At 58.4% G+C, this 25,600-nt stretch carries 25 protein-coding genes and 3 pseudogenes; 11 read left to right on the top strand and 17 right to left on the bottom strand.

Annotation, left to right across the window (positions count from 1 at the left end; translation table 11 throughout):
* The 7 genes from AC1DWF_RS17865 to AC1DWF_RS17835 form a co-directional block, all read right to left on the bottom strand.
* Window positions 1-1,283 (bottom strand): dihydroxyacetone kinase subunit DhaK (locus AC1DWF_RS17865; protein ID WP_476841890.1); only part of this gene is annotated, 1,283 nt, incomplete at its 3' end.
* 158 nt (window positions 1,284-1,441) lie between these two features.
* The gene (locus AC1DWF_RS17860; RefSeq protein ID WP_476789065.1) at window positions 1,442-2,605 is read right to left on the bottom strand and encodes an ABC transporter substrate-binding protein; all 1,164 of its coding nucleotides are present in this window, start codon (window positions 2,603-2,605) and stop codon (window positions 1,442-1,444) included.
* 71 nt (window positions 2,606-2,676) lie between these two features.
* Window positions 2,677-3,510, bottom strand: coding sequence for an ABC transporter permease (locus AC1DWF_RS17855; protein ID WP_476789066.1), 834 nt, complete (start codon window positions 3,508-3,510; stop codon window positions 2,677-2,679).
* A gap of 2 nt (window positions 3,511-3,512) precedes the next feature.
* A complete protein-coding gene (locus AC1DWF_RS17850) occupies window positions 3,513-4,310 on the bottom strand; it encodes an ABC transporter ATP-binding protein (RefSeq protein WP_476789067.1) in 798 nt (265 codons plus the stop codon).
* A gap of 88 nt (window positions 4,311-4,398) precedes the next feature.
* Window positions 4,399-5,448, bottom strand: coding sequence for an alpha/beta fold hydrolase (locus AC1DWF_RS17845; protein ID WP_476789068.1), 1,050 nt, complete (start codon window positions 5,446-5,448; stop codon window positions 4,399-4,401).
* Between the two features lie 10 nt (window positions 5,449-5,458).
* Entirely contained in the window at window positions 5,459-5,968 is a 510-nt protein-coding gene (locus AC1DWF_RS17840) for a GlcG/HbpS family heme-binding protein (protein WP_476789069.1), read from the bottom strand.
* 225 nt (window positions 5,969-6,193) lie between these two features.
* Window positions 6,194-7,096: a helix-turn-helix transcriptional regulator gene (locus AC1DWF_RS17835; RefSeq protein ID WP_476804410.1), complete on the bottom strand. Its 903-nt coding sequence runs from the start codon at window positions 7,094-7,096 to the stop codon at window positions 6,194-6,196.
* A gap of 353 nt (window positions 7,097-7,449) precedes the next feature.
* Between AC1DWF_RS17835 and AC1DWF_RS17830 the strand changes: the two are divergent.
* The 4 genes and pseudogenes from AC1DWF_RS17830 to AC1DWF_RS17815 form a co-directional block, all read left to right on the top strand.
* Window positions 7,450-7,823: pseudogene (locus tag AC1DWF_RS17830) on the top strand (hypothetical protein); the annotation flags it as partial.
* A gap of 146 nt (window positions 7,824-7,969) precedes the next feature.
* Window positions 7,970-8,269, top strand: a complete 300-nt coding sequence (locus tag AC1DWF_RS17825; protein ID WP_476786251.1) for a hypothetical protein — start codon at window positions 7,970-7,972, stop codon at window positions 8,267-8,269.
* Window positions 8,241-8,645, top strand: a pseudogene (locus AC1DWF_RS17820) (PIN domain-containing protein). Before AC1DWF_RS17825 ends, AC1DWF_RS17820 begins: the two are co-directional and overlap by 29 nt.
* Before the next feature lie 101 nt (window positions 8,646-8,746).
* Window positions 8,747-8,965 (top strand): annotated as a pseudogene (locus tag AC1DWF_RS17815) (integrase core domain-containing protein); the annotation flags it as partial.
* Window positions 8,966-9,337: 372 nt separating this feature from the next.
* Here the strand turns inward: AC1DWF_RS17815 and AC1DWF_RS17810 are convergent.
* From AC1DWF_RS17810 to AC1DWF_RS17800, 3 genes are all read right to left on the bottom strand, one after another.
* Window positions 9,338-10,492 (bottom strand): DNA topoisomerase IB, encoded by a 1,155-nt coding sequence (locus AC1DWF_RS17810; protein ID WP_476841889.1) that lies wholly within the window; start codon window positions 10,490-10,492, stop codon window positions 9,338-9,340.
* A gap of 922 nt (window positions 10,493-11,414) precedes the next feature.
* Window positions 11,415-12,104, bottom strand: coding sequence for a Crp/Fnr family transcriptional regulator (locus tag AC1DWF_RS17805; RefSeq protein WP_476841888.1), 690 nt, complete (start codon window positions 12,102-12,104; stop codon window positions 11,415-11,417).
* Window positions 12,105-12,155: 51 nt separating this feature from the next.
* Window positions 12,156-12,833: a Crp/Fnr family transcriptional regulator gene (locus AC1DWF_RS17800; RefSeq protein WP_476785952.1), complete on the bottom strand. Its 678-nt coding sequence runs from the start codon at window positions 12,831-12,833 to the stop codon at window positions 12,156-12,158.
* A gap of 648 nt (window positions 12,834-13,481) precedes the next feature.
* Here AC1DWF_RS17800 and AC1DWF_RS17795 point away from each other — a divergent pair.
* Both AC1DWF_RS17795 and AC1DWF_RS17790 read left to right on the top strand, forming a co-directional pair.
* Complete coding sequence (locus AC1DWF_RS17795) at window positions 13,482-15,866, top strand: arylsulfatase (RefSeq protein ID WP_476841887.1); 2,385 nt, start codon at window positions 13,482-13,484, stop codon at window positions 15,864-15,866.
* Between the two features lie 729 nt (window positions 15,867-16,595).
* A complete protein-coding gene (locus AC1DWF_RS17790; RefSeq protein ID WP_476789622.1) occupies window positions 16,596-16,793 on the top strand; it encodes a hypothetical protein in 198 nt (65 codons plus the stop codon).
* 84 nt (window positions 16,794-16,877) lie between these two features.
* Here the strand turns inward: AC1DWF_RS17790 and AC1DWF_RS17785 are convergent, their stop codons facing one another.
* Both AC1DWF_RS17785 and AC1DWF_RS17780 read right to left on the bottom strand, forming a co-directional pair.
* Window positions 16,878-17,018, bottom strand: a complete 141-nt coding sequence (locus tag AC1DWF_RS17785) for a hypothetical protein (RefSeq protein ID WP_476787235.1) — start codon at window positions 17,016-17,018, stop codon at window positions 16,878-16,880.
* 16 nt (window positions 17,019-17,034) lie between these two features.
* Window positions 17,035-17,265: a hypothetical protein gene (locus AC1DWF_RS17780; RefSeq protein WP_476787236.1), complete on the bottom strand. Its 231-nt coding sequence runs from the start codon at window positions 17,263-17,265 to the stop codon at window positions 17,035-17,037.
* Between the two features lie 555 nt (window positions 17,266-17,820).
* Here AC1DWF_RS17780 and AC1DWF_RS17775 point away from each other — a divergent pair.
* Window positions 17,821-18,315 (top strand): YciE/YciF ferroxidase family protein, encoded by a 495-nt coding sequence (locus AC1DWF_RS17775; protein WP_476804411.1) that lies wholly within the window; start codon window positions 17,821-17,823, stop codon window positions 18,313-18,315.
* A 51-nt stretch (window positions 18,316-18,366) separates the two neighbouring features.
* On the opposite strand, the gene AC1DWF_RS17770 is transcribed toward AC1DWF_RS17775, so the two are convergent.
* Window positions 18,367-18,636 (bottom strand): hypothetical protein, encoded by a 270-nt coding sequence (locus AC1DWF_RS17770; protein ID WP_476789620.1) that lies wholly within the window; start codon window positions 18,634-18,636, stop codon window positions 18,367-18,369.
* Window positions 18,637-19,070: 434 nt separating this feature from the next.
* Between AC1DWF_RS17770 and AC1DWF_RS17765 the strand changes: the two genes are divergently transcribed.
* Both AC1DWF_RS17765 and AC1DWF_RS17760 read left to right on the top strand, forming a co-directional pair.
* Window positions 19,071-19,871, top strand: coding sequence for a YcbK family protein (locus tag AC1DWF_RS17765; protein ID WP_476841886.1), 801 nt, complete (start codon window positions 19,071-19,073; stop codon window positions 19,869-19,871).
* A gap of 235 nt (window positions 19,872-20,106) precedes the next feature.
* A complete protein-coding gene (locus AC1DWF_RS17760) occupies window positions 20,107-20,478 on the top strand; it encodes a nuclear transport factor 2 family protein (protein WP_476841885.1) in 372 nt (123 codons plus the stop codon).
* A gap of 1,770 nt (window positions 20,479-22,248) precedes the next feature.
* On the opposite strand, the gene AC1DWF_RS17755 is transcribed toward AC1DWF_RS17760, so the two are convergent.
* The 3 genes from AC1DWF_RS17755 to AC1DWF_RS17745 form a co-directional block, all read right to left on the bottom strand.
* Window positions 22,249-22,614, bottom strand: a complete 366-nt coding sequence (locus AC1DWF_RS17755) for a hypothetical protein (protein WP_476785486.1) — start codon at window positions 22,612-22,614, stop codon at window positions 22,249-22,251.
* 601 nt (window positions 22,615-23,215) lie between these two features.
* Window positions 23,216-23,437, bottom strand: coding sequence for a hypothetical protein (locus AC1DWF_RS17750; protein WP_476785487.1), 222 nt, complete (start codon window positions 23,435-23,437; stop codon window positions 23,216-23,218).
* A gap of 177 nt (window positions 23,438-23,614) precedes the next feature.
* Window positions 23,615-23,842 carry a hypothetical protein gene (locus tag AC1DWF_RS17745; RefSeq protein WP_476789385.1) on the bottom strand — a complete coding sequence of 76 codons (228 nt, stop codon included), beginning with the start codon at window positions 23,840-23,842 and terminating at the stop codon, window positions 23,615-23,617.
* Window positions 23,843-24,091: 249 nt separating this feature from the next.
* Between AC1DWF_RS17745 and AC1DWF_RS17740 the strand changes: the two genes are divergently transcribed.
* Window positions 24,092-24,316, top strand: coding sequence for a hypothetical protein (locus AC1DWF_RS17740; RefSeq protein WP_476787188.1), 225 nt, complete (start codon window positions 24,092-24,094; stop codon window positions 24,314-24,316).
* Between the two features lie 42 nt (window positions 24,317-24,358).
* Window positions 24,359-24,724, top strand: coding sequence for a LysR substrate-binding domain-containing protein (locus tag AC1DWF_RS17735; RefSeq protein WP_476787187.1), 366 nt, complete (start codon window positions 24,359-24,361; stop codon window positions 24,722-24,724).
* A 716-nt stretch (window positions 24,725-25,440) separates the two neighbouring features.
* Here AC1DWF_RS17735 and AC1DWF_RS17730 read toward each other — a convergent pair.
* Window positions 25,441-25,600: helix-turn-helix transcriptional regulator (locus AC1DWF_RS17730; protein WP_476841891.1), on the bottom strand; the 160-nt coding region annotated here is incomplete at its 5' end.

Raw genomic sequence — 25,600 nt, 5'->3', positions numbered from 1 at the left:
CCTGAGGACCCGCCCATGGTCTGGCTGAGCTCCTGGCCAATAGCGCGATAGAGCTGGGTGTGATCCGCCAACGGTAAGCGCCCGAAAGCCTCGATCAAGGCACGCGCCGCGGTCGCAAGTGTCGTCCCGGTGTCGCCGTCGCCAGCCTGAAGGTCCAGATGGTTGAGATCAGCTTCAGATGCAATCAGGACCTCGCAGCATTTCCTGAGGAACGCCTCGGTTTTTGAATCGCGGGAAGGCGTCGACTTGATGGGAGAAAGTCCGTCTGGCAGCGGAAGCAGACCAGGAGCATCCATCCTGTTGAGACCCGGCCAGGCCCGGAGCGGCGTCTCCGCCGCCAGCAAGGTCTCGTCTTCTCCTGATATGGGGTAGAGCGTCACCGAGAAGCCATGCATGTCGAGGGCGGTCATCATCGAAGCGGGCCCAATGATGTGGCTGATCCGATCCCCTACTTCCGATCGTCTAAGCTCGTCGGCGAGGACAGCCATTTCCAGCCCCGTCGAGCTGCCCAGATTGTTCAACACAGCAACATAGCGTCGACCGTTAGCGACCCGAGGTGAAAGCTTGCCAATGGCTGCAGCCATAGCCTGCCGTGCGCCCTCATAGGGAATGTGCTGGGCGCCGGGCTCGCCATGAATGCCAAGTCCCAGTTCGATTTCACCGGGCGCAATTCTCGGTTCTTTGGTCGAGCCCGGCATACTGCACGTGTCCAAGGACATGCCGATGCTCATCACGCCAGCCACAACCCGCCTTGCAGCCTGCGTGACGGCTTCAAGGTCACCACCGGATTCCGCCACCGCGCCGGCGATCTTGTGTACCAGCAGCGTCCCCGCCACACCTCGCGGGCGCGACAGATCGGGAATGGCCACGTCGTCCTGAACGATCACCATGTTGACCTTCAGACCGGATGCGCGTGCACGCTCCGCCGCCAGCCCAAAATTCAGACGGTCACCGGTGTAGTTCTTGACCACCAAAAGGCAGCCCGCCTCCCCTGTTACAGCTAGTATTCCCGCCAGGACGGCCTCGACCGAGGGAGAGGCAAAGACATCGCCGCAGACGGCCGCCGTCAGCATCCCCGGCCCTACAAACCCTGCATGTGCTGGCTCGTGTCCGGAGCCGCCACCAGAGACAACCGCGACCCGCGACTTGTCCCAGTCGCCGCGCATGACGACGCGAATGTACGGATAGCCGTCGAGCCGCTTGAGGCGACCGCCCGAGGTCGCGACAAGTCCGTCGATCGCCTCTTGGACGATGTCTTCTTTGTTGTTGATGAAGTGCTTCATGTCCTACCATCCGCTTGGCCTGGGCGATGCGTTTCCGGCTCACCCGATGTTCGTCTATGTCGCCGTCACAGCGGGACTTTAACGGTGAAGGGAAGCCGACGGAATGCAATCCGTCGGCTTGTTTGAGGTGCCCGAGGCAAGTCTCGGTCTGTGTCGCGTCAGTTGATGACGTTGCCATAGAAGCTGGACTCGACCTTCGCCATGTCGATAGAGGCCAGATCTTCGGGCAGGACGTATTTGTCGGCATCGGCATGCACCGCGGCCGCGTCGAAGTTGTTGGCATCGGCGATGAAGGCGTTGGTTACGAACCTCTCGGTGTCGATGTCTATCGACGACTGGCCGATCTTCTTCAGGATCTTGAAGAAGCTGTCCCAACTTTGGATGTCGTGCTCGCCCCAACCTTTCCGCTTCGCCATGTCTCCCTTGAAGGTGCGATGGATTTGCATGAGGCTCTCGGTGCCATAGCGCGGACCGTAGTTTGCCTTGGTCGTCGGCAGCGCCTTGAAGACGATGTCGGCGGCGGCACGCGGATTGCGGTCGGCGAACTCGCTGCCCATGGCCCAACCCTTGAGGTATTGCGCGAGGAAATGGCGGCGGTCCTGGTCCTCAATATCAGAACGCCGAACGACCAGCGAGTTTGACGGCAGCGGTGAGCCGCGCATGCCGAGCCAGTATTCGAAATCGAGCCCCTTGGCCAAAAGGTCGGCGCGCAACCCTTCCCAAGCCAGGCAGGCATCACCCTGCCCGCTCGCCAAGGCCGTCGTCCAAGTCGGCCAGCCAGCCTCGACATACTTGATCGACTTCGGGTCAACGCCGACAGCTGCGAACATCGGATCGCAGATCGACTGCCAGGCGGCTGACCCGAGCAGCACCGTCTTGCCCTCGAGCTTGGCAAGTTCCTGCACGCCCTCTCCTTTGCGGAAGGCAAAGTTGAAGAGGTCGAGATTGCCGCTTCCGAAGACCGAGACCAGATCCATCCCGCTGTTGACAGCATAGGAAAGCACGCCCGGCGACGGGAAACCGATGTCAGCCTGTTCCACAGCGAGGAACTTGACCACCGCGGTGCCATCCGACGGCCCCGGCTGCATAGCCGTCTCGGTCCCCAGGTCGCCGAAATAGCCCATCTCCTTCGCCACCCAGTAGGGATAGTCGTCCATCACCTCGATGGTCCCGCGCGGCGAAATCCAGTTGAAAGGTGAGCCATAGGGCTTGGCGAATGCGATGCCCGGTTTGAACAGGCTGCCTCCCAGTACCGCACTCGTCACCAAGCCGCCTGCCCCCAACTGGAGCAGCCTGCGGCGCGAAATATTGGTCGTTGTCATTACATGTCCTCCCTTAGCAGAAAGACCGCTGTCAGTTGGCGCTGGCGGGCGCGGTCATTCCCGCCGGCCGATCAGCTCTCCCAGCCAGCGAGCTTCTTTCCGAGCCAGAAGAAGAAGGCGTAGATCGCGATGCCTGTAAGCGCGAGGATCAGGATGCAGGCAAAGAACTCGGGCATCCGCAGCGTCAATGAGTAGGTGGTCACGCGACTGCCGATCCCGAACCCACCTCCCGACATTTCGGCACCGACTGCTGTGATCATCCCGAAGATTGCTCCGATCATCAGACCGACGATGACCATCGGCATGGCCATGGGGATTCGGATCTTCGTGAATATCTGCAAGGTGCTGGCGCCATATGATCGTGCGAGCGCGATCTTGCCCGCATCGACCCGCCTGAACCCGGTCGCTGCATTGATCATCACCATCGGCCCAGAGGCCAGCGCGACGGCGATGACGCGCGGCGTGTAGCCAAAACCGAAGTTCAGGATCAGCAGCGGCACCAGCGCCAGCATCGGCGTCGTCACCAGAAGGAGAATGTAGGGAGTGATCACCTTCTCCACGAATGGAAACTGGGTGATGACGGCGGCAAGCACCAACCCGATCGAGGCGCCGATGGCGTAGCCGGAAAACAGCTCGAACAGCGTGTAGCCATAGTGCTGCGCGATCGTCCCGATCTCAGGCGAGCCGAAGACGGCAGCTATGGTCGACGGCGCCGGCAGGATGAACTGAGGTACGTTGAAGTAGCGCAGCAGGAATTCGCCACCGCCGATAACGAGGATCGCGACGCCAAGGATCGCAACAATTTCGCGCACACCTTGGCCGCCCATGCCGCTGACTATTCCCGTCGCGCCGGAAAGGCTGGTGCCTCCCGTTGGCAGATCTGTACTATGGGTCATGTCGGTCATGGTTACCTCGAGGAGGTCGCGCGCTTTGCAGGCGGCGCCTGATGCTTGATGTCGGATTTGATGTCGTTGACGAGGTCGAAGAACTCACGTGTTTCCATGAGTTCCAGCGGACGCGGCCGTTCGAACGGAACGTCGACGATACGCGAGATGCGGCCCGGCCGGGCGCTCATCACGTAGACCTTGTCAGAGAGGAAGACGGCCTCGGCGATAGAATGGGTGATCAGGATCACGGTCTTGCGCGCCTCGATCCAGATTTCCTCAACCAGCTTGTTCATCTCGTCGCGGGTGAAGGCATCGAGCGCGCCGAAGGGCTCGTCCATCAGGAGAACGTCAGGGTCATTGGCAAGCGCGCGCACAATCGAGGCGCGCTGTTGCATGCCACCGGAAAGCTCGCGTGACATCTTCTCGCTAAAGCCGCCAAGGCCGACACGATCGAGCAACGCCTCGATCCTATCCCTGTCCGGCTTCATCCGCCGCAGTTCAAACGGGAACGCGATGTTCTGCTGTATGGTGCGCCAAGGAAGCAGATTTGCCTCTTGGAACATCATGCCTACGCTCGGATGCGGCCGTCTGATCTCGTCCTCGCCCAGGTGGATCCGGCCGCCACTCAACTGGTGGAGGCCAGCAATGGACCAGAGCAAGGTTGTCTTGCCGCAGCCAGATGGTCCCACGACGGAGATGAACTCGCCGGGCTCGACGGTCATGTCCACGTCCTGTAGCGCGTGGACAGCGCCTGATTGCGCAGCATAAGTCTTGGTCGCGCCGCTGATGCGGAGCGTGTCGCAGGTGTGGTTTCCCATGCCCTTCTCCCTTTCTGGAACATGCCTCCCCCGTTCCCGCGCCGATGTCGCCCGCGTGAGCTCAAGCAGTACGTCCCGGTTGTTGGTCTCAGCTCTTGAGAAGAGCCCTCAAATGCTCATCCACCTGGCCCATGTATCCAGGTTCAAATCCGTTCAGGCCCATGTGGCCTTCCGGCGTGTGAATGACCTTCAGTTCCGCGCCCTCGATCAGGGAGCAGTCTGCCTCGCATTCATGCATCGGGAAAAACATATCGTGGCTGATCGGCATGACGTAGGTCCTAGCTGTGATCCGCCTAAGCGCAGCAGGAAGGTCGCCCCCGGCGTGGCGTGAGACATCCGCCCTCTGCCACTTCCACATCTCGCAGAGCAGCACGTTTGGATCCATTGGCTCGAAATACGCCTTCATCACCCCGTTAATGAAGTCATCAGGGGACGACAGCCCAAGCACGCTTCGCCAGCGCTCTTCCTGATAGAATTGCGGGGACCATCCCAAGGTCGCAACGATTCTGGCCAGACGGTCCATGCCGTTTCGTACATCAAGCCCGTTTTCATACCAGCCGCCGTTCCAGGCGGGATCGGACATCAGCGCGTCTGCGCAAGCGTCGACAAAGATGACCTGATGGTGGGAGATGCGAGCCGTTGCGGCGATCGGCGCGGCGCGTGCCACCATATCAGGATAGCGCACCGCCCATTCATAGACCTGTTGTCCGCCCATCGACCCGCCCACAATCAGAGCCAGGCGCTCTATACCGAAATGCTCGGTGACGAGCTTGTGCTGGGCTTGCACGTCGTCGCCGATCCGCACCTTCGGAAACTTGGCCATGGATTGTGGGGCTGGCGTGTTCTGTGGAGACGACGACACGCCGCTGCCAATCTGGTCGACGACGATGATGAAATACTCATCAGGGTTCAGCGCATGATCGCGGCCGACATAGACATCTTCCATCACCTTGCCTGTCCCGGAGAACCAGGTGGTCACTAGAACGGCGTTGGATTTTTCTGCGTTCAGCTGGCCGAAGGTGCGGTAGGCGAGCTTTGCAGCGCGCAGCGTTTCGCCGCTTTCGAGGATAAGGTTTCCGAGATCGTAGAGCTTGAACGAACCCTGTGCCTCAGGACTATAGAATGGATTGTGGATCATCACGCCGCTCTCAGTTGAGGCTTTTCGAAACAGCGTCGAGGCCCGCCTGCGCGCAGCTCTCGTCCTGATCCTCGCTGGCGCCGCTGACACCGATCCCGCCGATCACATCGCCCGCCGCAGTCTTGATGGGCAGCCCGCCCGCAAAGGCCACAAGGCCAGGAACAAAGGCCGCACCTGGCAATCCAGCATTCACGCCGTCGCGCTTCACGCCAAATGACAGGTCAGCCATTGCGCGGGTCGGGGCAGCGTAAAGCGACGCGGTGATCGCCTTGTTCTCGGCGATATCGGTGCAGGCCTTGCAGGCTCCGTCCTGGCGCGCGGCGGCGATCAGTCGACCGCCATCATCGACCACGACGACATTGACCTTGGCGTGTCCTGCGGCTCCTTGTGCAGCGAAGCAGGCCGCAATCATCCGTCCGGCCGCCTCATAGCCAAGTACAGGCTTGGCCAGTCCTTCGGCCGCACTGAGCGTTGGCAGGCACGCCATTAGCCCCGTTGCCAAAAGCAATCGTTTGGTCATCTCGTCTCCTCCCTCGGCCGGGCCGCCCAAGGCGTGCATCAGCTTTGAAGGAGCCTACGAGGAAACGCTGGAGGCCATCTATCGCGAACATTCGCGATGTCGATCAGATTAGACGAAACATAAGGTCGTCGGCATATCTAATTGATAATGCTTATTTTCCGATGGCTTGCTCTCTGCAAGAAGAGGCTGTGCATGCCCGCGTCTCGCGTGCAGCAGTGCCACATCTCAGACTAGATCGGCCCGAGCAAGCAGGCTGACCAAAGCCGATGTGCTCGAGGCTCCGGTCTTCTGCCGGATGCTCCTGAGCTGATGATCGATCGTTGAAAGAGATCGTTCGCGAACCCGTGCGATTTCCTTATAGCTCATACCCTTCGCAACCAACCGGGCGACCTCCAGCTCCGATGCTGTCAGCGTTGCCAGCGGGGCAGTGCCTGAAATGCCCGCATATAGGGCAAGGCCCACCCGCGGCCCTCTAGACTCACTCCTATGGTCTTGTTCGGCAATCTGTTTCGCAACGGCGATGATCGGGCTCAAGACATCTGTCACTGTCTGCTCGAAGCAATCGTAGAGACCGGATTCCCAAGGCACCAATTGCTCCGTCCAATCGGCGCAGATCAGGCCGTAGCCGCCGCGTTCGGTCCGAAGCGCCCAGGCGAGTTTCGACTTCGTGCGAGCCCCAGACATCCTTTGCCTTAGCCGTATCGTGACGCGGCTGTCCTGCTTGATGTCGGCGAAGATCAACGGGCGGGGGTCCAGCCACATCGCCTGCATGGCGATGTCGCGGTTGTCGACCGCCCTGCCGCAACCGAACGAGGGCACATCGTAGTTTGCGTCCTTTGCCTCCGCAAAACCGGGGAAATATTCCCTCGCCTCACGGATCCCGAAACCGGTGTCGACGCGCTGACATCCAAGCTCGGCACGCAGCCAGTTGGTGGCAACGGACCAGCATCCCGGCAGATCGTCAAGACGAAGCAGCATGTGCGCGGCCAGATCACGCGCGTGAGAATAACGAATGGCACCACGATCGAGGAGGTGGTTCCGAAGCCGTCGCTGCGTGGCAAAGATGCCTCCGCGGAAGTCTTCCACAAAAGCTGGAGCATCCCACGCGCCCTGGCTTCGCCCTTCCACCGACCCTTTCCCCATCCGCTGTCCTGTCTCAGGGCGCCTATGCTCGGCGAAGTTGTCGGCTGAATCGCAGCTCGCGACACAACGCTCTGCTTTCGACTCTATGCCACAGTTCTATTGAGTCAAATCCTGATTGGCTGGCCATCGCATGTCCTTGCCGTGCCGATCTGTCGCACAATGAGGTGGAAGGCCTCTGCCAGGCTTTGAAAGTGAAACACCAAGTGGGGACGAACCGACCTTGTCGGTCTCTCGTGAGAATTCGTAGAGCCCTGGTTGGGATTTGGGACTCAGCTTATGGGCACAAGGGGAATATGCGAGTTCGGCGATACCTGCTGGATGCCCAGGCCGAGGCCGAGACGGCGTCGACCGAGGATTTCAACGCCAATTTCGAGAGCTTTTCCAACGGCATCAAGTCGGACGCTCCGGCTGCCGACCGTTCCTATGACGCCGGTGCCATCGTTGCGCTTGCAGTTGCCAAGGCAGGCAAAGGTGATGCGGCCGCAATCAAAGCCGCCATTCCCCAGATCGTTGCCGCAGCGGCGAACTGATCCACGATCAAGGAGGGCAAGCCGGTCAAGTATGAAGGCGTTCTCGGCCCGGTCAGCTTCGACAGCATGGCGACACCACTGGCCCGTTCCGGCTGTGGCGCATTCGGTCCGGCGAAGTGAAGACAATCGGCGAGTGGAATCAGTGCGCAACCTGCCTACCGGTGAAGCGGTCGCTTCTATAGAATACTTGGCGGTTTCCGTCGTCGTTCCCGCAATAGAGCCCGATCCAGTATGGCCCTCCTTCGGCGGTAATCAAAAGGGACTCTTTGTTTGCCGTGTCGAACCCTCCATCTCTAGCTATATTACTGGCAACAATCCGGAGGCATCAGTGGGCACTTCCCAGAAACGAGCAATCCAAAATTATCGGACCCGCCTCGGCGAACGTGGCCTTACACGTTTTGAGGTATTGGGCCGCGATGGTGATCGCGACCTGATCCGATCACTTGCGCGCCGACTGGCCGAAGACGGCCCCGATGCCGCTCGGCTACGTGTTGCCGTCGCCCAGACCATATCTGGCGAGCCACCCAAGATCGGCGGCATTCTCGCAGCACTCCGACGCTCGCCTCTAGTCGGTGCCGACCTCGATCTAAGCCGCCCCCATGTGGCGGGGCGTAAGATTGATCTGTGACGCGCTACAAGCGCTGCTGACATGGCTGGGCGCGTAGAAAGACGACGAGCTCTTCATAGCGTCGCTTACTGTGGCCGAAATCCGCCGCGGCATCCTGGAAAAGCCCTCGGGCCGGAAGCGGCAGACGTTGGAAACATGGTTCTCCGGTCCCGAAGGCCCGCAGGTTCTCTTTGCAGGGCGCGTACTCCCGTTCGACGAGCGCGCGGGCTTGATCTGGGCGACATTCCTGGCCGACAGTAAAGCATCAGGGCGCCCTCGCAGCGGCCTCGACATGATCATCGCCTCCGTCGCCACAGCCAATGGCTGTGTCGTCGTCACGGACAACGAGAAGGGTTTTGCGGGGACAGGCTTCATCAATCCGCTGCGCGCGAAATGAGAATGCACGTGCTGTTCAATGGTGGCGATCTCGTGGACATCACCCGGGTCTTGCAAAATGTTGCGGGCGAAAGCATGCCAGGAAGGTGAAGCTCGCAGGCAATTCTAGCCACAGCTGACCAGGGTGCCCAGTTGACCAGCACGGACTGGACAGCTTTCCTGAGGCACCACAATCTTGAGCATTCGATGAGCCGACGTGGGAACTGCCACGACAACGCCGTGGCGGAGAGCTTCTTCAACCTACTCAAGCGCGAGCGGATACGGCGCAGGATCTGCCAAACGCGCGAAGAGGCCAGGCAAGACGTGTTCGACTTCTACCAACGGTCGTCGAAGCGAAGGGCAGCCACGCGATCTATGCGCTGCGCGCGATCACATGTGCCAGATCCGTGCGCCGAGCGCGACGCGCTGATCGGTGCCACAGCACTGGTTCACGGAATGACGGTTGTCACGCGAAATTTCGCGGACGTTTCAGCGTTCACGGTAGACCTGGTGACCCCTGGGGAAGTCTGATCCTGACAATTGCTGGCGCCGAGCATAGCGAGAATACCGCTTGAGCCAATCCTCAACCGGGGCGTTGCCGCGCTGACGAACGATGCTCCTGTCGGTTCTTCTCCCGAATTTTCGGTCTGACATGTTCCAATTCCTCCCTCGACTTGGAAGAGCAGCATCAAAGTCACGACTGGTCGAATTTCGCTAGGTGAAACGCTCCAACCATGCGAGGGCCAAGCGTTCTTGCGGATCTAGCCGCAATACCCGCGGCGGCCTCCCAAGCGCTGCAATATTAGTTGAAAGGCTGCCCTTGCTCCAAGCTTCCACCGTAAGTGGGTGAATGTAGCCTTGCCGACACACGGTTCTGGTKTTGCCCAAATGATTGGCAACCTGATCGATCACCTCGTTGCATGCCCGCTTAATCAGGCGGTCGGTGTCAGGGACTTCGCGTCCAGCAAAAAGCGTCAGGGCTCGAACAGTGCCGCCCCAAGTGCGGAAATCTTTGGACGTGAATTCGCCTCCGCTTGCTTCACGGATGTAGGCGTTTACGTCGTTTGAAGTGACTGCGGTCCTGCCACCTTGATCATCCAAATACTGAAACAGCATCTGACCTGGAATATCTTGAAGCGATCTCATCGCCCTCGCCATACGCCGATCAGCGATGCTCAGATTCCATTCCTTCCCCGATTTGCCTTTGAATGCAAAACGGATCATCGAACCTGCGATGCTGACGTGCTTGTTCCGCAGTGTTGTCAGCCCATAGCTCCTATTTGCTTTCGCATAGGTGGAGCTGCCGACACGGATCATCGTTTGGTCCAACAGCCAAACGACGAGAGCCAGGACTCGCTCACGCACGGGTCCCCGTAACCTTAAATCGTGTTCGACTTGTTTGCGCAGGCGGGGCAAAGCTCGTGCGAAATCTACGAGGCCAGAGAACTTAGCGTCACCGCGAGATTGCGACCATTGCTGGTGGTACAGGTACTGTTTGCGCCCCCGCTGATCGCGCCCGGTCGCTTGAATGTGTCCATCCGGGTCGGGGCATATCCAGACCTCAGTCCATGCGGGAGGAATGGCGAGCGCTTCAATGCGCCCACGTGTGGCCGTGCTCACTGTCTTGCCGTTCGACGTATAGCGAAAAGATCTTCCTATTCTCCGCCGCAGAACGCCGGGCTCACTATCGGTCACATATTTTAGCGACGCTGATCGTGCCGCCTTTGCTGTATCGCCATCGTTAAGCATCGCAACACCCCGAACCAGCACAAGCCTGCAACCGCAAAACAGTTCCAGCACACTACACGACAGGAACGCTTTTGCAGACGAGCGGCCGCCGCGGACCTTTGTGTGCGGCTTGCTAAACATCCAAAATCCTGAGGCCTCCGAGCACTGGACCAATCCGCAGCAATGAAGCGAGCGGGAGCGTCCTCCAAAAGCGCCAACCGCATATCCCTCCTTCTTGACGCTGACGGAGATGGGGAGGGCCGAATTGCGGACCACCTTCCTTCAAAGCCTGAACCCGCCCTTGTGGGATGACTCTGATTGGCAACAAGCTCTATGTCGCCAATACCGACGCAATCGTTTCCTTTCCTGATTCCCCGCGGTCAAACCCACAGGCGCAGGCGAAAAGATCGTGGATTTGCTCGCTGGGACGATCAACCACCATTGGACCAAGGACGTGATCGCCAGCGTGACGGCACCATGCTCTATGCCACCGTCGGATCCAACAGCATGTCGGTGAAAATGGGATGGGAGCGGAGGAAAAAAAGCGCCGGCATTCTTGAGATTGATCTCGCCACGCGTCGCACGGGTTTGCTTGCGTCAGATAGGCAATCCGAATGGTCTTTCATGGCGGCTTTGGGTTGCCGAGAACGAACGAGATGAGATCGGCAATGATCTTGTTCCGGACTAACGTCGGTACGCAGACGCAGCTTATACGGTTGGCCCTGAAGCTATTTCGGGCAACATGTCGATGTCCGGCCAAAACCGCCACGACCTAATCGAGGGCCGAGGCTATCACCCCGCATTACGCGCTAGGCCCGCATACTGCCTCGTTGGGGACGTTCAACACAGGGTCGCTCTTTGGTTTCCAATTCAAAGGCGGCGCATTCGTCGGCCAGCATGGTTCCTGGAATCGGGATCCGCACAGTGGCTACAAAGTTATCTTCGTCGCCTTTAGGGATGGCAAACCGGTCGGAAAACCGCACGACATACAGGTTTTCGCAACGCCCCAGGCGACGCTTTGGGTAAAAGGCACGACCTTTCCGAATCGGGAATTGGCTTTAACTCAACGACAATCTTCATCTCCGAAGATCCGCAACGCTTCGGCATTCAAGACTGTGATCGAACCATAATTGGTCGTCAGCCATCCGTTCTCGGCAAACCGCTTCAAGGCGGCATTGACTTGACGGCGTGACGCTGAGGCCATCGTGCCGACCTCGGTCTGCGTCAACAGGACCTGTTGGCTACTCCAGGTCATGCGCTGCAGCACCGAGGCTATCCTGCGATCGGGATCCTGCTTCTGCAGATCGTGGATGATCCTGATGAGCACGCCGACGCCGTTCAGGAGATTCTGGCAGAAATTGCGAATGACCGTCGGATMGGCAGCCGTCATCTGGGCCATCTGGTCAAGGGGCAGATGCATCGCCCAGCTCTCGGTCACTGCGCGCAGTTCGAGCCGCCTCGGCTGGCGGATCAGATAGCTGTCTTCGCCGGTCCAGGCACCAGGCACGCCCATGTGGATTAACTGCGGAGCATCGCTTTGCGGAGCGGTATTGACGGCAACGACGCCGCTTACAAGGCCATAGATGCCCCCAAGGTCGTCGCCGAAGTGATAAATGACCTCGTCAGGCGCGAAACGGAGCAGGATGGAGCGTCGCAAAACCTCGCTCCGGAAAGCCTCAGGTTGTGTAGACAGCCATCCGTTTTCACGGAGGATGGCCTCTGCGTTTGTTCGTTTGATCAAGATCGCGCTCATGAATCACAGCCTCGCATAGAACCGAGAAGCGCTCCGCCTAGACGGGTTGGCCTAGTCATCTTCGGTTGAAAAGAGCCGTAGCTTCTCGGGATTGAGGATGGTGACCGACCGATAGCCAGTCTTCAGCCATCCGTAGTCCGCAAAACGCTTCAAGGCGGCATTGACCTGCCTGCGCGACGCGCGGGCTACGGTGCCGATCTCGGACTGCGTCAACGGGAGGGGATGCTCCCCGATCCACCGCGCCCGCTGTAGAACGGAGGCAATCCTGCGATCGGGATCGACCCTCTGCAGGTCATGGATCACTCTGATGAGCGCGTCGACATTGGTCATGACGATCTGGCCGAAGTTGTAAGCGACCATCGGGTCGGCATCGGCCATTTCGTCCATCTGCTCAAGGGGCAGGTACATGAGCCAGGTCTCGACCAGGGCGCGTAGTTCGACGCTCCGCGGCTGGCGTGCTAGGAAGCAGCCTTCTCCGGCCCAGGCACCAGGCGCGCCGATATTGATCAACTGCGGGATGTGGTCTGGCTGAGCGGTGTTTATCATCGCCGTGCCGCTGACGAGGCCATAGATGCCTCCCAGTTCGTCGCCGAAGCCAAAAATCAGCTCGCCTGGCGCAAGATTCACAAGGATTGAGCGCCGCAGGACCTCCTTCTGGAAAGCCTCGGGCTGATAGGACAGCCATCCATTCTGCAGGAGAATGGCCTCGGCGGCGTCTCTTTTGATCAATCGCGGGCTCATATGGAGCCCATAGCACATTCAAACTAAGAGATTGTTCCAGCGGTACAGTCTCGCTCCACGGATCCGCGCATGTCCTGCCGCGGAGAATCAATCGGAGCCTGTACTTTGGCTCCATTGTTGCCGCCGCGGTCGATCTTCTAACTTCAGTGCCGCCCTTGGCTGCTGATCTCGCGTTTGCCCCTCCTCCGACACTGCTGTCCAACGGACCGAGCTTTTCCTTCACCGGCTATGCCTGGGCTGCCTCGCTCGACAGGCGAGCTTCCTCCTTGCCGCCTCTCCCCGCGGCCAATCTCGGCCTCAGCTTCGGCGATACTCTGCCGCTCCGTACGTCATTCGTATGGCCGGTACGTCTGCCGCTCCGCCGTATCAGCCAAGGCGCATCTGGTCCGCGCGGCCTGCTCGGGGCGACACAATGAATCTCGTGAAATGTACGACCGGGACAATCTCAATCGCCATACCCGGTATGGGTTTGCGCGGGTCGCGAGTGCGCTCGCGATCGTGATGTAGCTTGACGGGAAGGCTGGCAACGCAGGCTGAGACGGCTCAGACGGATTTGTCATCGGAGAGTGCRCGCGTCGGCATGATTTTCGTGCGTGCCGGAACTTTCTGGATGGGCTCAGATCAATGGAGAAATGAATGAAACCGCCTCCTAGTCACCGTTTCAGAGCGCGCTTTTTAGGCGTAGGCACGACGCTCTTGATGTTGGGATCACCCTTGGCAGCCCAGGAATCGCTGCCGTTTCCGCCAATGCCCTCAGGGAGCAAGGCCGGTCCGACGATCGCGGAGTCGACCTACAGCCCCCTGCCGGCGAAGTCGCATCTCCCGGCCAACGCGCCGAACATCGTCGTGATCATGCTCGACGACGTTGGTCCGGCGCTTCCGAGCACCTTCGGCGGCGTGATCGATACACCCACGTTGAGCCGCGTTGCCGGAGACGGGATCACCTATAACCGCTTCCACAACGCCGCGATGTGCTCACCCACCCGAGCKGCACTGCTGACCGGGCGCAATCACCACCGCGTCGGCTACGGCCAGATCGCCGAACTGGCGAACGACTGGGATGGCTATTCCGGCCGGATCCCGCGCACATCCGCAACCGCGGCCAAGGTCCTAGGCTATTATGGCTACGCGACCAGCGCCTTCGGAAAATGGCACAACACGCCGGCCAACGAGACCACGGCCGTCGGTCCCTATACGAACTGRCCTGCGGGTCAGGGGATCGGATTCGACTACTTCTACGGCTTCCTTGCGGGAGAATCCTCGCAATGGGAGCCTGCGGTCGTCGAAAACACGGTTCGGGTGAATCCGTCTGAAGGCAAGACGGAATATCACTTCACCGAAGACATGACCGACAAGGCCGTCTCATGGATGAAGCAGGTCCACGCGCTGACGCCAGAGCGGCCGTTCTTCATGTATTGGGCCCCCGGCGCTTCCCATGGTCCGCATCACATCTTCAAGGAATGGGCGGACAAGTATAAGGGCCAATTCGACGACGGCTGGGACGTCATGCGCGAGCGCGTCTTTGCCCGCCAGAAGGAACTCGGCTGGATCCCGAAAGACACCGAGCTGACGCCGCGGCCGACGACGCTTGCCGCATGGGCCGATATTCCTGAGGATGAAAAGCCATTCCAGCGCAGGCTCATGGAAGTGTTCGCCGGATACACCGAGCATGCCGACGCCCAAGCCGGCCGGTTGATCGATGCCCTGGACGAGCTCGGCATCCGCGACAACACGCTCGTCTTTTATATCTGGGGCGATAACGGCTCGAGTGCGGAAGGCCAGAACGGCACGATCAGTGAGCTCCTGGCGCAGAATGGCATTCCTTCCGAGATCAAGGATCACATTCGCACCATGAACGAGCTCGGTGGCCTGGATGTGCTCGGCTCGCCCAAGGTGGACAACATGTATCATGCCGGCTGGGCTTGGGCTGGCTCCACCCCATACCGGTCGACCAAGCTGATTGCCGCGCATTTTGGTGGAACCCGCACGCCRCTCGMAGTGTCCTGGCCAAGCAGGATCAAGGCCGACACGACCCCGCGTTCGCAATTCCATCACGTCAACGATATCGTGCCGACGATCTACGACATCCTGAGCATCACGCCGCCGAAGCTTGTCGACGGCGTGAGCCAGGATCAGATCGACGGCACCAGCATGACCTATTCCTTCGCGTCTCCGACGGCGCCGGAACACAAAAAGGAACAGTATTTCGAGGTCATGGGCAGTCGTGCCTACTACAAGGACGGTTGGATGGCTTCCGCATTCGGGCCGAGAGTGCCTTGGCAAGCAGGCGTCGATCCTTCGATCATGAAATGGTCGCCAAAGGACGATGTTTGGGAGCTCTATGATCTCAAGAAGGATTTCTCCCAGGCGAAGGACATCGCCGCCGCGAATCCAGACAAGCTCATTGAGCTGAAGAACGGGTTCGAGGTCAGCGCGAACGACAACAAGGTCTATCCGGTTGGCGGGGGGTTATGGTCCGCAGTCTTCCACCCGGAAGACGCACCATCCAATCCGGCCAAGACGTTCGAGTACACGCAGGAGGTCGTTGGCGTTCCCGAGTTCACCGCACCGCGACTGGGATCGCGCAGCAATCTTGTCACGATTGATGCGGATCTAGAGCCCGACTCGAAGGGTGTACTCTACGCGCTCGGTGCCGTCTCAGGCGGTGTCGCCCTTTGGATCGAGAACGGGAAGCTCAACTACGAGTACAATCTGTTCGAGATCGAACGGACGCAGTTGCAAACCTCCGCACCACTCCCGACAGGAAAAGTAAAAATCGAGGTCGAAACCCGCAAGGCTGACGGCATCCGCCCCGCGCCTCTCGACATCGTCATCCGCGTTGACGGCAAAGAGGTCAGCAAGGGGCGTGTCCCACGCTCGACAGCGATCACCTTTACCGCAAATGACGCCTTTGACGTCGGCCGGGACAGCTATTCCCCTGTCTCACTCGCGTATTTCGACCGCAAGCCGTTCGCCTTCAATGGCAAGATCCGGCATCTGAAGGTCGATTACCTGAACTAAGCGCCGACCGGCTGGAGGTGGCGAGCAAGGCTCTCGCCGCCTCTTTCTTGGCAATGCTGGGCATCAACGTCTGAGGCAGCCATTTGAGGATGCTCGCCTGACGAGGGAAAAACTACGGTCTCGGCCTACCCCTTCTGCGGGGAGCCCCCCAACGCCCCTGTAGGGCGTTGGGGGTGGCTAGCGTACGCCAGCAACACACACGATCTTGAAAAGATGGGCGCAATCACAGCCTGGTCAATTCTTCAATCCCGATCTGTCCACCTCAAGGGGCGCAGTTTGGAGTGCGCCCCTTGAGGTGGACAGATCAGCGGGTCACTACTTTGCAGAAACCGAGACGCCCMTACCCTATTGACTGTTGCATCCCTAATTTGTTCGACGGCTCGACCAAATTGGTGCCTACATCGCGAAAGACGACCCAGAGGCAGCCGCTCGCGTTGTAGCGCCCGTCATTTCGGCTCGTGAGCTATCCAGCGATAATGACTCGAGGCCAAATCCGGCCAAGCATATCAAGTTATCAGCTGGCTGCTGACCCAATGACTTGTTCGGAACAGAAGAGGGGGTACTAGCTCTCGATTACTTTTCTCAAGATCCATACGACGATGACTTCCTGCCATGGCCGAGGTCGATTGACGATTTTTCGCCAGAAAAATCATAGTAGCGTCCCTCCGTCCCTATCTGACTGGAACCACACGGCGCCAGCCGACGTTCGAAGAGGCAAAGGAGACCGCCATGTTAAGAACTATCGCCCTGTTAGTCGTTGGCTACGCGTTCTATCGCTTCGGCCGAGAATTCATTGCCAGCGTTCCCTCTGATTTCGAACCCATGCCTTCGGCGCCGACGAAGCCCAAGAGCCGAACGACTGCGGCCAAGCGCTCGAAGTCCGCCAAGCGTTCCAGCGCCAAGGTCGCGCCAGCCACAACGCACTGATAGCCTGCGTGCCGTCTCGGTCGGTTTCCAGAAAGATGGCTGGAAACGAAAAAAGGCGTGGCCGCTCGGCTGACCTTTTGCGAGCTAGTTTGAACTCTGTTCGCTGACTTGCTCGAAAGATGCAGGTTCTTTCGCGCGGTCAACGACGCCGAAAACGAATAAGGCCACCACCACAACCGCCATGGCCACCATCATTGCGTAGATCATTTGGCTGTTTTTCCGCATGCGACCAATCCTGCAATTATCTCTTGTCCATTGCCCGTAGCCGGTCGTGAAGAAGGTTGATCTCTTCCCATCCGTATTGATCACCGGACTGGGTAAGGATCTTTGCCGAGTGATGCTGCTTGCGCAGCGGGACATTCACGGCGTGCCGTAGTGCCTTGGAAAGGTGGTCGAACACCATTCCAGGGACCAGCCGCGACTCATAGAAGGTCGCGGGCTCGTCCAAATCTATGGACTTGATGTCTTTCACGGTGTTTGAATCGCCAAGCACGGTTCATTCGCAACATAACGCGCGACTAGGCAACATAGATCCATGTGCAGGTCAAACACCCGCCACGGGCGGGACAGCCACCCGTGGGTCTGGGATTTTAGCGCTTGACGTATGCCCCGGCTTGGCGCCCGGGTTTCGTTGTCTTGGCGTCCTTCGATCTCTCGGCAATTGCGGGGCCGGCACCCGACGTCCTTTCGGTCGCTGGGCTGGGTGTTGCCTTCGATCTCATATTTTGACCATCGGAATGGCGTGTTTTTTCTGACGCGTCATCTCTGGGCTCCGTGTTCCCATATTTGTCAGTCGGTTGCTTATTCTCAGCCGCTTTCTGCGAAACTTCGTCTCGTGCATCCCTCGTCTGCTTTGGCTGAGGTGCGCGAGCTCCGGTCTCCCGGTTGTTTTCATCGGACATATCGAGTTCCTCCTTGGAAAGAACTCAACCAACGGCGCCGCAAGTGGTTCCGACGGATTGGAGAGGAACCTTATCCCGTGTAGTTCATTCTCTCCCTGTCGAATTCTGGCAAGGAGTAATCCTACATGAAGACGTTGGCAGAGATTTTTGAGCACACCCTGCAGGATATGTATTTCGCGGAAAACGCTATCACCAAGGCTCTTCCCAAGGTGGCCAAGGCTGCGAAGGACGCCAAGCTGAAGAAAGCGGCAGAAGATCATCTCGAGGAGACGAAGGGCCAGATTCGCAAATTGGAACAGGTGTTCAAGTCTATCGGTAAGAAAGCATCTGGCGTGAAATGCGATGCGATTGAAGGCCTGCTCAAAGAGGCCGACGGTTTGATGGATGAGGCTTCTGGCACCGCTCTGGACGCGGGTCTTCTGGCAGCGTGCCAGGCGGTTGAGCACTACGAAATTGCCCGGTACGGCTCATTGCGAGAGTGGGCAAAAGACCTTGGTCACGACGAGGCGCACAAGCTGCTCAGTGAAATCCTGGACGAGGAAAAGGCTACCAACAACAAGCTGACCAATCTCGCAGTAACGGCAATCAACAAGACATCAGCTACCGCAAAGGCCGCTTAGTAGCTGCCCTAAATCAGGACGGCGGACGAAACGAGGCTAAGGCCGCGACGTTCATCCCGCATACGCGAAGTAAACTTTGCCACGGACAGGGTCGCTGATGGTGACCCTGCCTGCTGGGCCATGCGAGTAAAACGAACCTTCCGACGTTATCGCCTTATTGGCCTCCGCATCGAGGCCTTCTTCAATGGGGATCGTGAACCCATCTATCTCAAGGTATTCAAGGACCGTCGCGCGGTGCTTCTTGGGACGGGTTTCCGTCATCATCTGTTGATCGAAGTCGTAGCGGTGCCATTCGTCGACATCCGTCTCATCGACGGGCATTGGTCGCGACGATGCGCAGCGACTCAACTGGCCAGGAGTCGGCCTGCAAATGGTGGGATCCCGATTTCATAAGAATCAACCCCGAGCTCACGCAGCCGATCATCCTACCCCGCCCATACTCCCGAAAGAACCGCTGCAGCTTCGCCGGGCCTCACCCACCCTTCGCCTTTGCATAAGCGTTTCCGCCCCCCATCAGCCGAAGCAGGTCCTCGTATTTCGCGCCGCACCGGTCGTAGACGCTAAGGTTCTGGTTTTTGGTGCATCCGGCGCGCGCGACAATCTCATCGAGCAAGTACGCCAGCGTGCGGTCTCCCCCAGTTCGGACCATGGCGTCTCTGTCGTATTGCTTCCACATCCCGCACTTCTCGCATGAGACGATGACCTTATCGGAGGGGTATTCGGACAGCATAGTCATAGGAACAAAATAGGAACAAATGCCTTGCGGAGTCAATTCATATCAGGCTGACGTATGGCGCTTGGGCGAGCCGACCCTTGGATGCTCACTCCAGTGTTCGCAAAGTGACCTCTGGGTGGACGAGGATCAAAGCGCCGGCCCGGCGCGGAGTGGATTTTTCTGCCCTAACGGCAAGCGCGATCACCTGCCGAATTCGGGGCGACCATCGCAGGAAAGATGCAAGCACTTCCAACCCCTCGTTGCCACAATTGAGCCCAATTCGATGCAACTAATGAGGGTGCTTCCTGACTTTCTGGCACTTTGGAATGGCAACTCGACCTGGAGTTCCCCAATGCCTATGTCCACAGCTACAACACTTGCTACTGGCGTCATGATCTGCGGTCTGTCCGTCGCCTCGCTATACGCAAGCCAGGCTCCGGAGGCTCATCACCCAAGAGGCCTTCAGGATCTCACTCCCGATTTGGAGAGCAAACTTGAAGTCGCCTACACCAAGCAGACCGACAATGTCAGAATCAACTGCTTTCCAGCCCAGCTCAGCGCTGTGCTGGCAATCTTGCACCGAAGATTTGGAAAACGGCCTGTCGTGACCTCAGGCTATCGTCCGAGGTCGGGTCGCTCCATGCACGCGAAATGCAAAGCTGCCGATATCAGAATTCCGGGCGTCAACCCGGGCCAGATTGCCAGCTACGCTCGCAGTCTAGATGGAATAGGCGGTGTCGGCACCTACTGCAGCACGGGGATCGTCCACGTCGATGTGGGACCCCGGCGCGACTRGCACTTCTGCTCGCGAGCGAAAAAGGTTGCGTCGCTACGGCCCTGAGATGGCTTGTGGTTTTCCGGAAGCGGCGGCGGCGCGGTATGGCATGCGACCGTGACGGAGGTGCTAGTGCCTTGATCGCAGGAACGGCCTGCCAACTGAGGTTGGACAGGCCGTTCCTGCGGCGCCTGGAGACCTGCCGGCGCACCGGCGCGCGCCTAGCGATAGTGCCAGCCAAGGAACTTAAAGGCCAGCCAGCCCGTCAGCCGACAGGCCCCATTTCAGAGGAGGCGAAGCGATGAACATTCGAACGACACTGACGGAGCTTTGTGACGCCTTCAACGCACACGACCTGGATCGCAYCATGGCGTTCTTTTCTGACGATTGTGTTTTGGAAATGCCGAGAGGAGACAAGCCGTGGGGGGCTCGTTTTGAAGGCAAGCGGAACGTACGAGAAGCGCTGGCAGGACGCTTTGCAGGTTTGCCCGATGTCCACTACGGCAACGATGAGCATTTTGTGGATGTAAATGCCAATACTGGCATCTCAAAATGGACCCTCACTGGGACCACCCCCGAAGGGGTGAGAAAGGAGGTCCAAGGTTGCGACTTCTACACGTTTCGCGACGGGAAGGTGAGCCGCAAGGACTCATATTGGAAAATCGTAGAGTAGCGCCTGCCCCCCCCCAACCCGCGCAACACAGTCAATGTTACAAAGGAGGCTTACATGACCAAGATAGCTCTTGCATGGCTAGCAGTCCTTATAACTATCACATTGGTTTACGCAGGCAGCGGTTCAGGGAGAGAGTGCCATGAAGTAAATGGTCGCCAATCTTGCGTTAAGACGAATGACACTGAAGGACGTTGAAGAGTTGCTTGAACGTTGAGGCGGCAGTGGGGCCTCTACCCGGTCATCGAATTGCGCGACGCGTAGTCGGGCGCCAAACGCATGACAGCCCCGCCACCTTTCGGCAGCGGGGCTAGGGATGGGAGAGTGGAGAGTTCAACTCTGTCAGGCTAACATGAGTCGCTGAAAGGGAAAACGGTCACGGCGGCCTGCCTTTGTGCGTCAATCGCCAGATCGGCGAAACCGAACGGCCTACGGCAGCCTTCTTCCAAAAGGAGCGATCGCCATGGCAGTTATGGTTTGTGACTAAGCAGGAGACGAACGCGGCACCTGGCAAGCCGTGTTCGACGAGTTCTTCAACTCGCCCGCCCCAACTGGCTTCACAAGTAGGCGCGTGAAAGTCTGTCCCTCTTGTTCATCACCTCAATATTTCGACGCTGGCAATGCAACCAAATCGGGCCAAGAATAAAAAAACCGGCACTAGTAGGGTGATGACGGCGGGCGAGACACGATAACTCAGGCGGCCACAACTGAAATCCTGATGCCCCGACTGCAGAAAAGGCGCCTGCGAACCTTCGCGGAAGTGCCGTTCAGGTGCGGCCTTGGTGCCGATCTTGAATAGGAAAAAGGCTGCACATATTGAATTGAGGCTGCCGCCGTCATCGGCGCCCGCCTTTCTAGAGCGCAACCTTTCGTTCGACTTGGAGGATCTGATGAGCGATCAAACATTCGACAGGAAGCAATGCGCAGTTCCGGCTGTCCCGGTGTCCGCCTTTGACTTTGACGTCTTAAAGAGCGCACTCCGCCAACTTGCGGCGGAAGAACATGATCCAGCTACGCTTCGCTATAGGGCATATCAACTGGCCATGGATCTATGCCCCGGTCACGTGTTTTCCGACGAAATGATCGATGCGCTCACAGCCGCGGCACAGGGGGGCAACCGGCCGGCGAACCATAGCTGCTCTCGCCTAGAGGCCATTCGTGGCCTGCTATTTTGCTGAAAAAACCTGCCGGCCCCCTCGCCGACAGGCCCATTCTGAAGCGCGTAGGAGGGCGGGGACGCGCTCCGCGGACTTTCGAAGACCCACCAGATGGATCTCCTTGATGGGCGTTCTGAAAGGATAACACCACGCCCATGCAGCTCCGCTCATCAAAACGTCTTTCGTTCAAATCAGGTTCCACAAAACAGAAAAAGCCCCACTACCTTTCGGCGCGGGGCTCTTGATTGGTCAGGCTTAACGGACGCGGAACTGGGTACATCTCCGCCAAGCTAGGATGGACCGACAGGGTTAGTGGGCATGGTCAATCCATTGAGCTAATTGCATACGGTGGAACGGGAGCGCAAGATTGCCGTGGGTTGGCGGGGTAGAGTGCCGGCGCGACGCCTTACATCCTACAAGAGAGCATTGCGTCGGTATCCCCCCGCCCCCCAGGCACACCCAAATGCCGCGCGTGATGCAAATGCCTGCTTGGAAGAACCGTCCGAGCAGGCATTTGTCTGAGCCTGAACGCGGAAAAGCCCCGCCACCTTGCGGCAGCGGGGCGATCATATTGCAGGATTGCGGCGCAAGCGGGAAAAATGGGTAGCTCCAAGCCCTATGCTGGCGTTCTTAGCGCCACGATTAATTGGGCAACGCGAACCGTAATGAGCAAGTGCATGGCAATGACGACGAGTTGGAGAAGCATCCCGCGCTTGGCTTTGGATAGCTTGTAGAGGCCATCCAGCAAATTGAGACCGAATAGCACGACACCCAAGGCCGCGACGAAATAGCCCGCGATGCTCAGATCTATCGTGCCCACCACATGGATGGAAGCGGTATGCTCCAGGGCATTAATGCCAGCGGCTATACGAGCGTAGCGACGACAACATTGCGCGCATGGCGAAACACCTCCTCTAGACCACCTTTCGTCAAAGAGGGCTGTCTTGATAGTATTCAGCACTTGGCAGATGCTCTGGCGCACGCTTCACCCAAGACATCGAGCGAGATATGCAACCATGCTGTCGATTGTCCGGTCGCACATGTTCTTGATATCGTAGGCAACTGCTGGAGCAAACTCATTTTCCGAGACACCGTTGCTTCTTCCTAGGCCTTGGCCAACAATGGTTACGGTCGAGGCCGACCTGTGATGGCATCAGGCTTCGGCGGCGGCTGGGCCAGAGCGTTCCGTTCCCAGATAGGCAAAAAGGACCGCGCCATGTCGATGCGCATCAATCGCCTCTGGCGATAGCGAAGCCGCAAGGGCCACGGCAGTMTYTTTAAGGAGATCGCCATGGCACTTATGGCTTGTGACATAGCAGGAGACGAACGCGGCACGTGGCAAGCCGTGTTCGACGAGTTCTTCAACTCGCCCCGCCCCAACCGGCTTCACAAGTGGGCGCGCGAAAGTCTGTCCATCTTGTTCATCACCTCAATATATGGGCGCTGGCAACACAACCAAATCGGGCCAAGAATACAAAAAAACCCCGCCACTCATAGGACGGTGACGGGGTAAGCAATCTGCCCAACGTTCAGTTAGCAGGCGCTAATTAGCACATGCCGACCGAGTGGCAAAGCAGGCAATCCTACTGCCTCGCCAGTGGCGCCGGCTTGCCATGGCTCTCCCACATGCGATCGATACGAAGGTTGGTGTCTTCGACGGCGGTCTTAACCGCGCCAATGGCCTCCATCACTTGGTCGGTCGCTTCGCGGTGCCCCTGCTTGCTGACGTAGGTCTCAGCAACATGGAGCTTGTGGTCAGCAATCTTGCCGAGTGCCGCGTCTGCTTTGTCTTCGGCAATCTTCACCTTGCCTTTAACCCTGCCCCACGCAAACCACGTGGCGCAAGCTAAGCAGCGCTAAAAGCCCTATCAATCGGGTCGCACCGCCGATTGGCTGAAGATCAAATGTATGGCTGCAAAAAAGCGGCGCGTCTGGAAACGCAAATTCAGTTCTAAGCGGCGTGGAGTGGAGAGGCGAGCCCATCAAGCTGCGTAGGTAATGTTCATCGTCTCGAAAATAATCGGCTTTCCAGTCGCCTGAGCACGATCCAATACGGCGCTTTGGATGTCTTCGAGGGCAACGTTTTCGCCTGGATTTTCATTTTGCACTCGCGCCGCAATCTCAATCACATTGATCGGATCAGCGGTCTTGAGCGCCGCGGTAATGGCCGAGGATATGCGAGCCATCAGCAATGGCGAGATTGAGGGCATTGTGCGGCTCCTTTGCGATGTCCCTGAGCTTCCTCTCATTTGGGCGGTTTGGCAAGACAGTCGCTAATAATAATCAATAAATTCATATAGTTAGACAATTACTCCTAATGAATACGAGAGGCAAAGTGAGGCGCCAACCCGTGTTGTCCTCTTCCCGTTTAGTTAGTTCATGGCACTCTTGACGCTCTTGGCAGCAAAAGCCATATTATAGCTACTTACTCATTCAGCACATCAATGTCAGAGGTCGCGATGTCTGAGCTCGAACGCGGTGAACGTCTACAGATAATGCTGAACGGCGAAGAGCTGTCGGCAGTTGAGGATTTCCGTTTTCAAAATAGGATGCCCAGCCGGGCAGCCGCGGTTCGCGAGCTACTCCGGCGCGGTCTTGCGGCCGAAGGTTTTATGGCGGCGGAAGTCGGTGTGAAATCTCAGGATTTTGGCGTTTTAGACCAAAACGGCAACGGCGAATCTTGAGATTCATCGTAGCGGCACCGTAGGCGACGCAAAGATGAGGACGTGGGCGCGCCAGCCTATTTCCAAGACCGTCCACTTCCGCGACCCCCACATGATCTTGGATCCCACCGCTGCATCAGAGCGCGGATGGCGAGTGGACGTGTCTACCGATGGGAATTTGCCAAAGCGGGCGAGAGTCTGGAAATCGATGTCCCCGGTGTCTTCGTGCTTGATGAAAGCAGCCTTATCTACCAAGCGATCTACCAAGCGACGCTGGCGGGAACGGGCCTTGCCTTTCTGTGGGAATGGATGGTTTCCGACAATGTCAAAAGCGGAAGGCTGGTGCAGGCCCCCGACGATTGGACGCCACCCTATGACGGCATCTGCCTCTACTACCCCGGCCATCGCCATGTCCCAATGAGGCCTTGAAGGCTTAGCTCTATAGCCCCCTTTCGGGTCGGCAATTTTGGTGCATCCTACTACCATGTAGCGAGGGGCGAATGATCCATGCCTACCTTTGCGAGAATGGCAGTGCTGGCCGTGCTGCTGTGCGCCCAAGCCAATGTGACTTGGGGCGCTGACTTAAGCACCCCGCCTCCGAGCGCTGAAGTGATCACGCCGCTTCCATCTCCTCACGACCGAGAGTGCGCCCGGAGGGGTGCCGGTATCCCCGCATGCCGTAAGGACTGTTCAATGAGGTTCCCTGCCCCCAATCCCAATACGTACTGCGACGTTTTCTGCGCGGATGGGACCACAATGGTAAGGGGCTATTGCATCATTGGCGCAGGCGGGTCGGCTGGCTGCCCTGGCAGGGAATGCACCTTCTAAGGAACAAATCGATGCCCAAAGATGATGTTGAAGAGTTTCCACGGGATCAGGAATACACGTGCCTTTTTGCCCTCGACAGGCTGATTACAACCGATCCTGGACCCCCGCGAAGACATAAGGGCAACTGAGGAATCTACCTTCGGAAGCGTGCAATAACTTAACGGCCGATTCCTACATTATTGATGATCGAGTGGTCGATACTATTCTATTAGACATCCCCTGCCCCGGAATAATGTGCTTCATTCTAAGAAAGCAGCACATCAAGCCCACTCCGCCCGTGGCAGGGCGATTTCCTTTAAACCGTAGCGCTAGAATGCCTACGCCGCGTGTAGCGTAGGGATGCCACTTACATCAATTTCTCGCTCTGCATGCCAGGCATCATGAGCGGCCTGCATCCGCAGCCAGATAGCCGCACCATCGCCGAACATCTTGCCCAGACGGGCAGCGATCGCAGGGGATACAGGCTTCTTCTCCCGC

Source organism: Aminobacter sp. P4_D5 (genome assembly GCF_056401815.1).
The sequence above is the reverse complement of the archived record's forward strand: the minus strand, read 5'-3'. Positions and strand labels throughout refer to the sequence as shown.

What these genes read in the sequence shown, in the direction of transcription:
- AC1DWF_RS17775 (WP_476804411.1), top strand. Translation starts at nt 17,821, where the DNA reads ATGAAGACGTTGGCAGAGATTTTTGAGCACACCCTGCAGGATATGTAT.
- AC1DWF_RS17745 (WP_476789385.1), bottom strand. Translation starts at nt 23,842, where the DNA reads ATGCCCTCAATCTCGCCATTGCTGATGGCTCGCATATCCTCGGCCATT.
- AC1DWF_RS17840 (WP_476789069.1), bottom strand. Translation starts at nt 5,968, where the DNA reads ATGACCAAACGATTGCTTTTGGCAACGGGGCTAATGGCGTGCCTGCCA.
- AC1DWF_RS17740 (WP_476787188.1), top strand. Translation starts at nt 24,092, where the DNA reads ATGTCTGAGCTCGAACGCGGTGAACGTCTACAGATAATGCTGAACGGC.
- AC1DWF_RS17770 (WP_476789620.1), bottom strand. Translation starts at nt 18,636, where the DNA reads ATGCCCGTCGATGAGACGGATGTCGACGAATGGCACCGCTACGACTTC.
- AC1DWF_RS17855 (WP_476789066.1), bottom strand. Translation starts at nt 3,510, where the DNA reads ATGACCGACATGACCCATAGTACAGATCTGCCAACGGGAGGCACCAGC.
- AC1DWF_RS17785 (WP_476787235.1), bottom strand. Translation starts at nt 17,018, where the DNA reads ATGCGGAAAAACAGCCAAATGATCTACGCAATGATGGTGGCCATGGCG.
- AC1DWF_RS17845 (WP_476789068.1), bottom strand. Translation starts at nt 5,448, where the DNA reads ATGATCCACAATCCATTCTATAGTCCTGAGGCACAGGGTTCGTTCAAG.
- AC1DWF_RS17860 (WP_476789065.1), bottom strand. Translation starts at nt 2,605, where the DNA reads ATGACAACGACCAATATTTCGCGCCGCAGGCTGCTCCAGTTGGGGGCA.
- AC1DWF_RS17850 (WP_476789067.1), bottom strand. Translation starts at nt 4,310, where the DNA reads ATGGGAAACCACACCTGCGACACGCTCCGCATCAGCGGCGCGACCAAG.
- AC1DWF_RS17790 (WP_476789622.1), top strand. Translation starts at nt 16,596, where the DNA reads ATGTTAAGAACTATCGCCCTGTTAGTCGTTGGCTACGCGTTCTATCGC.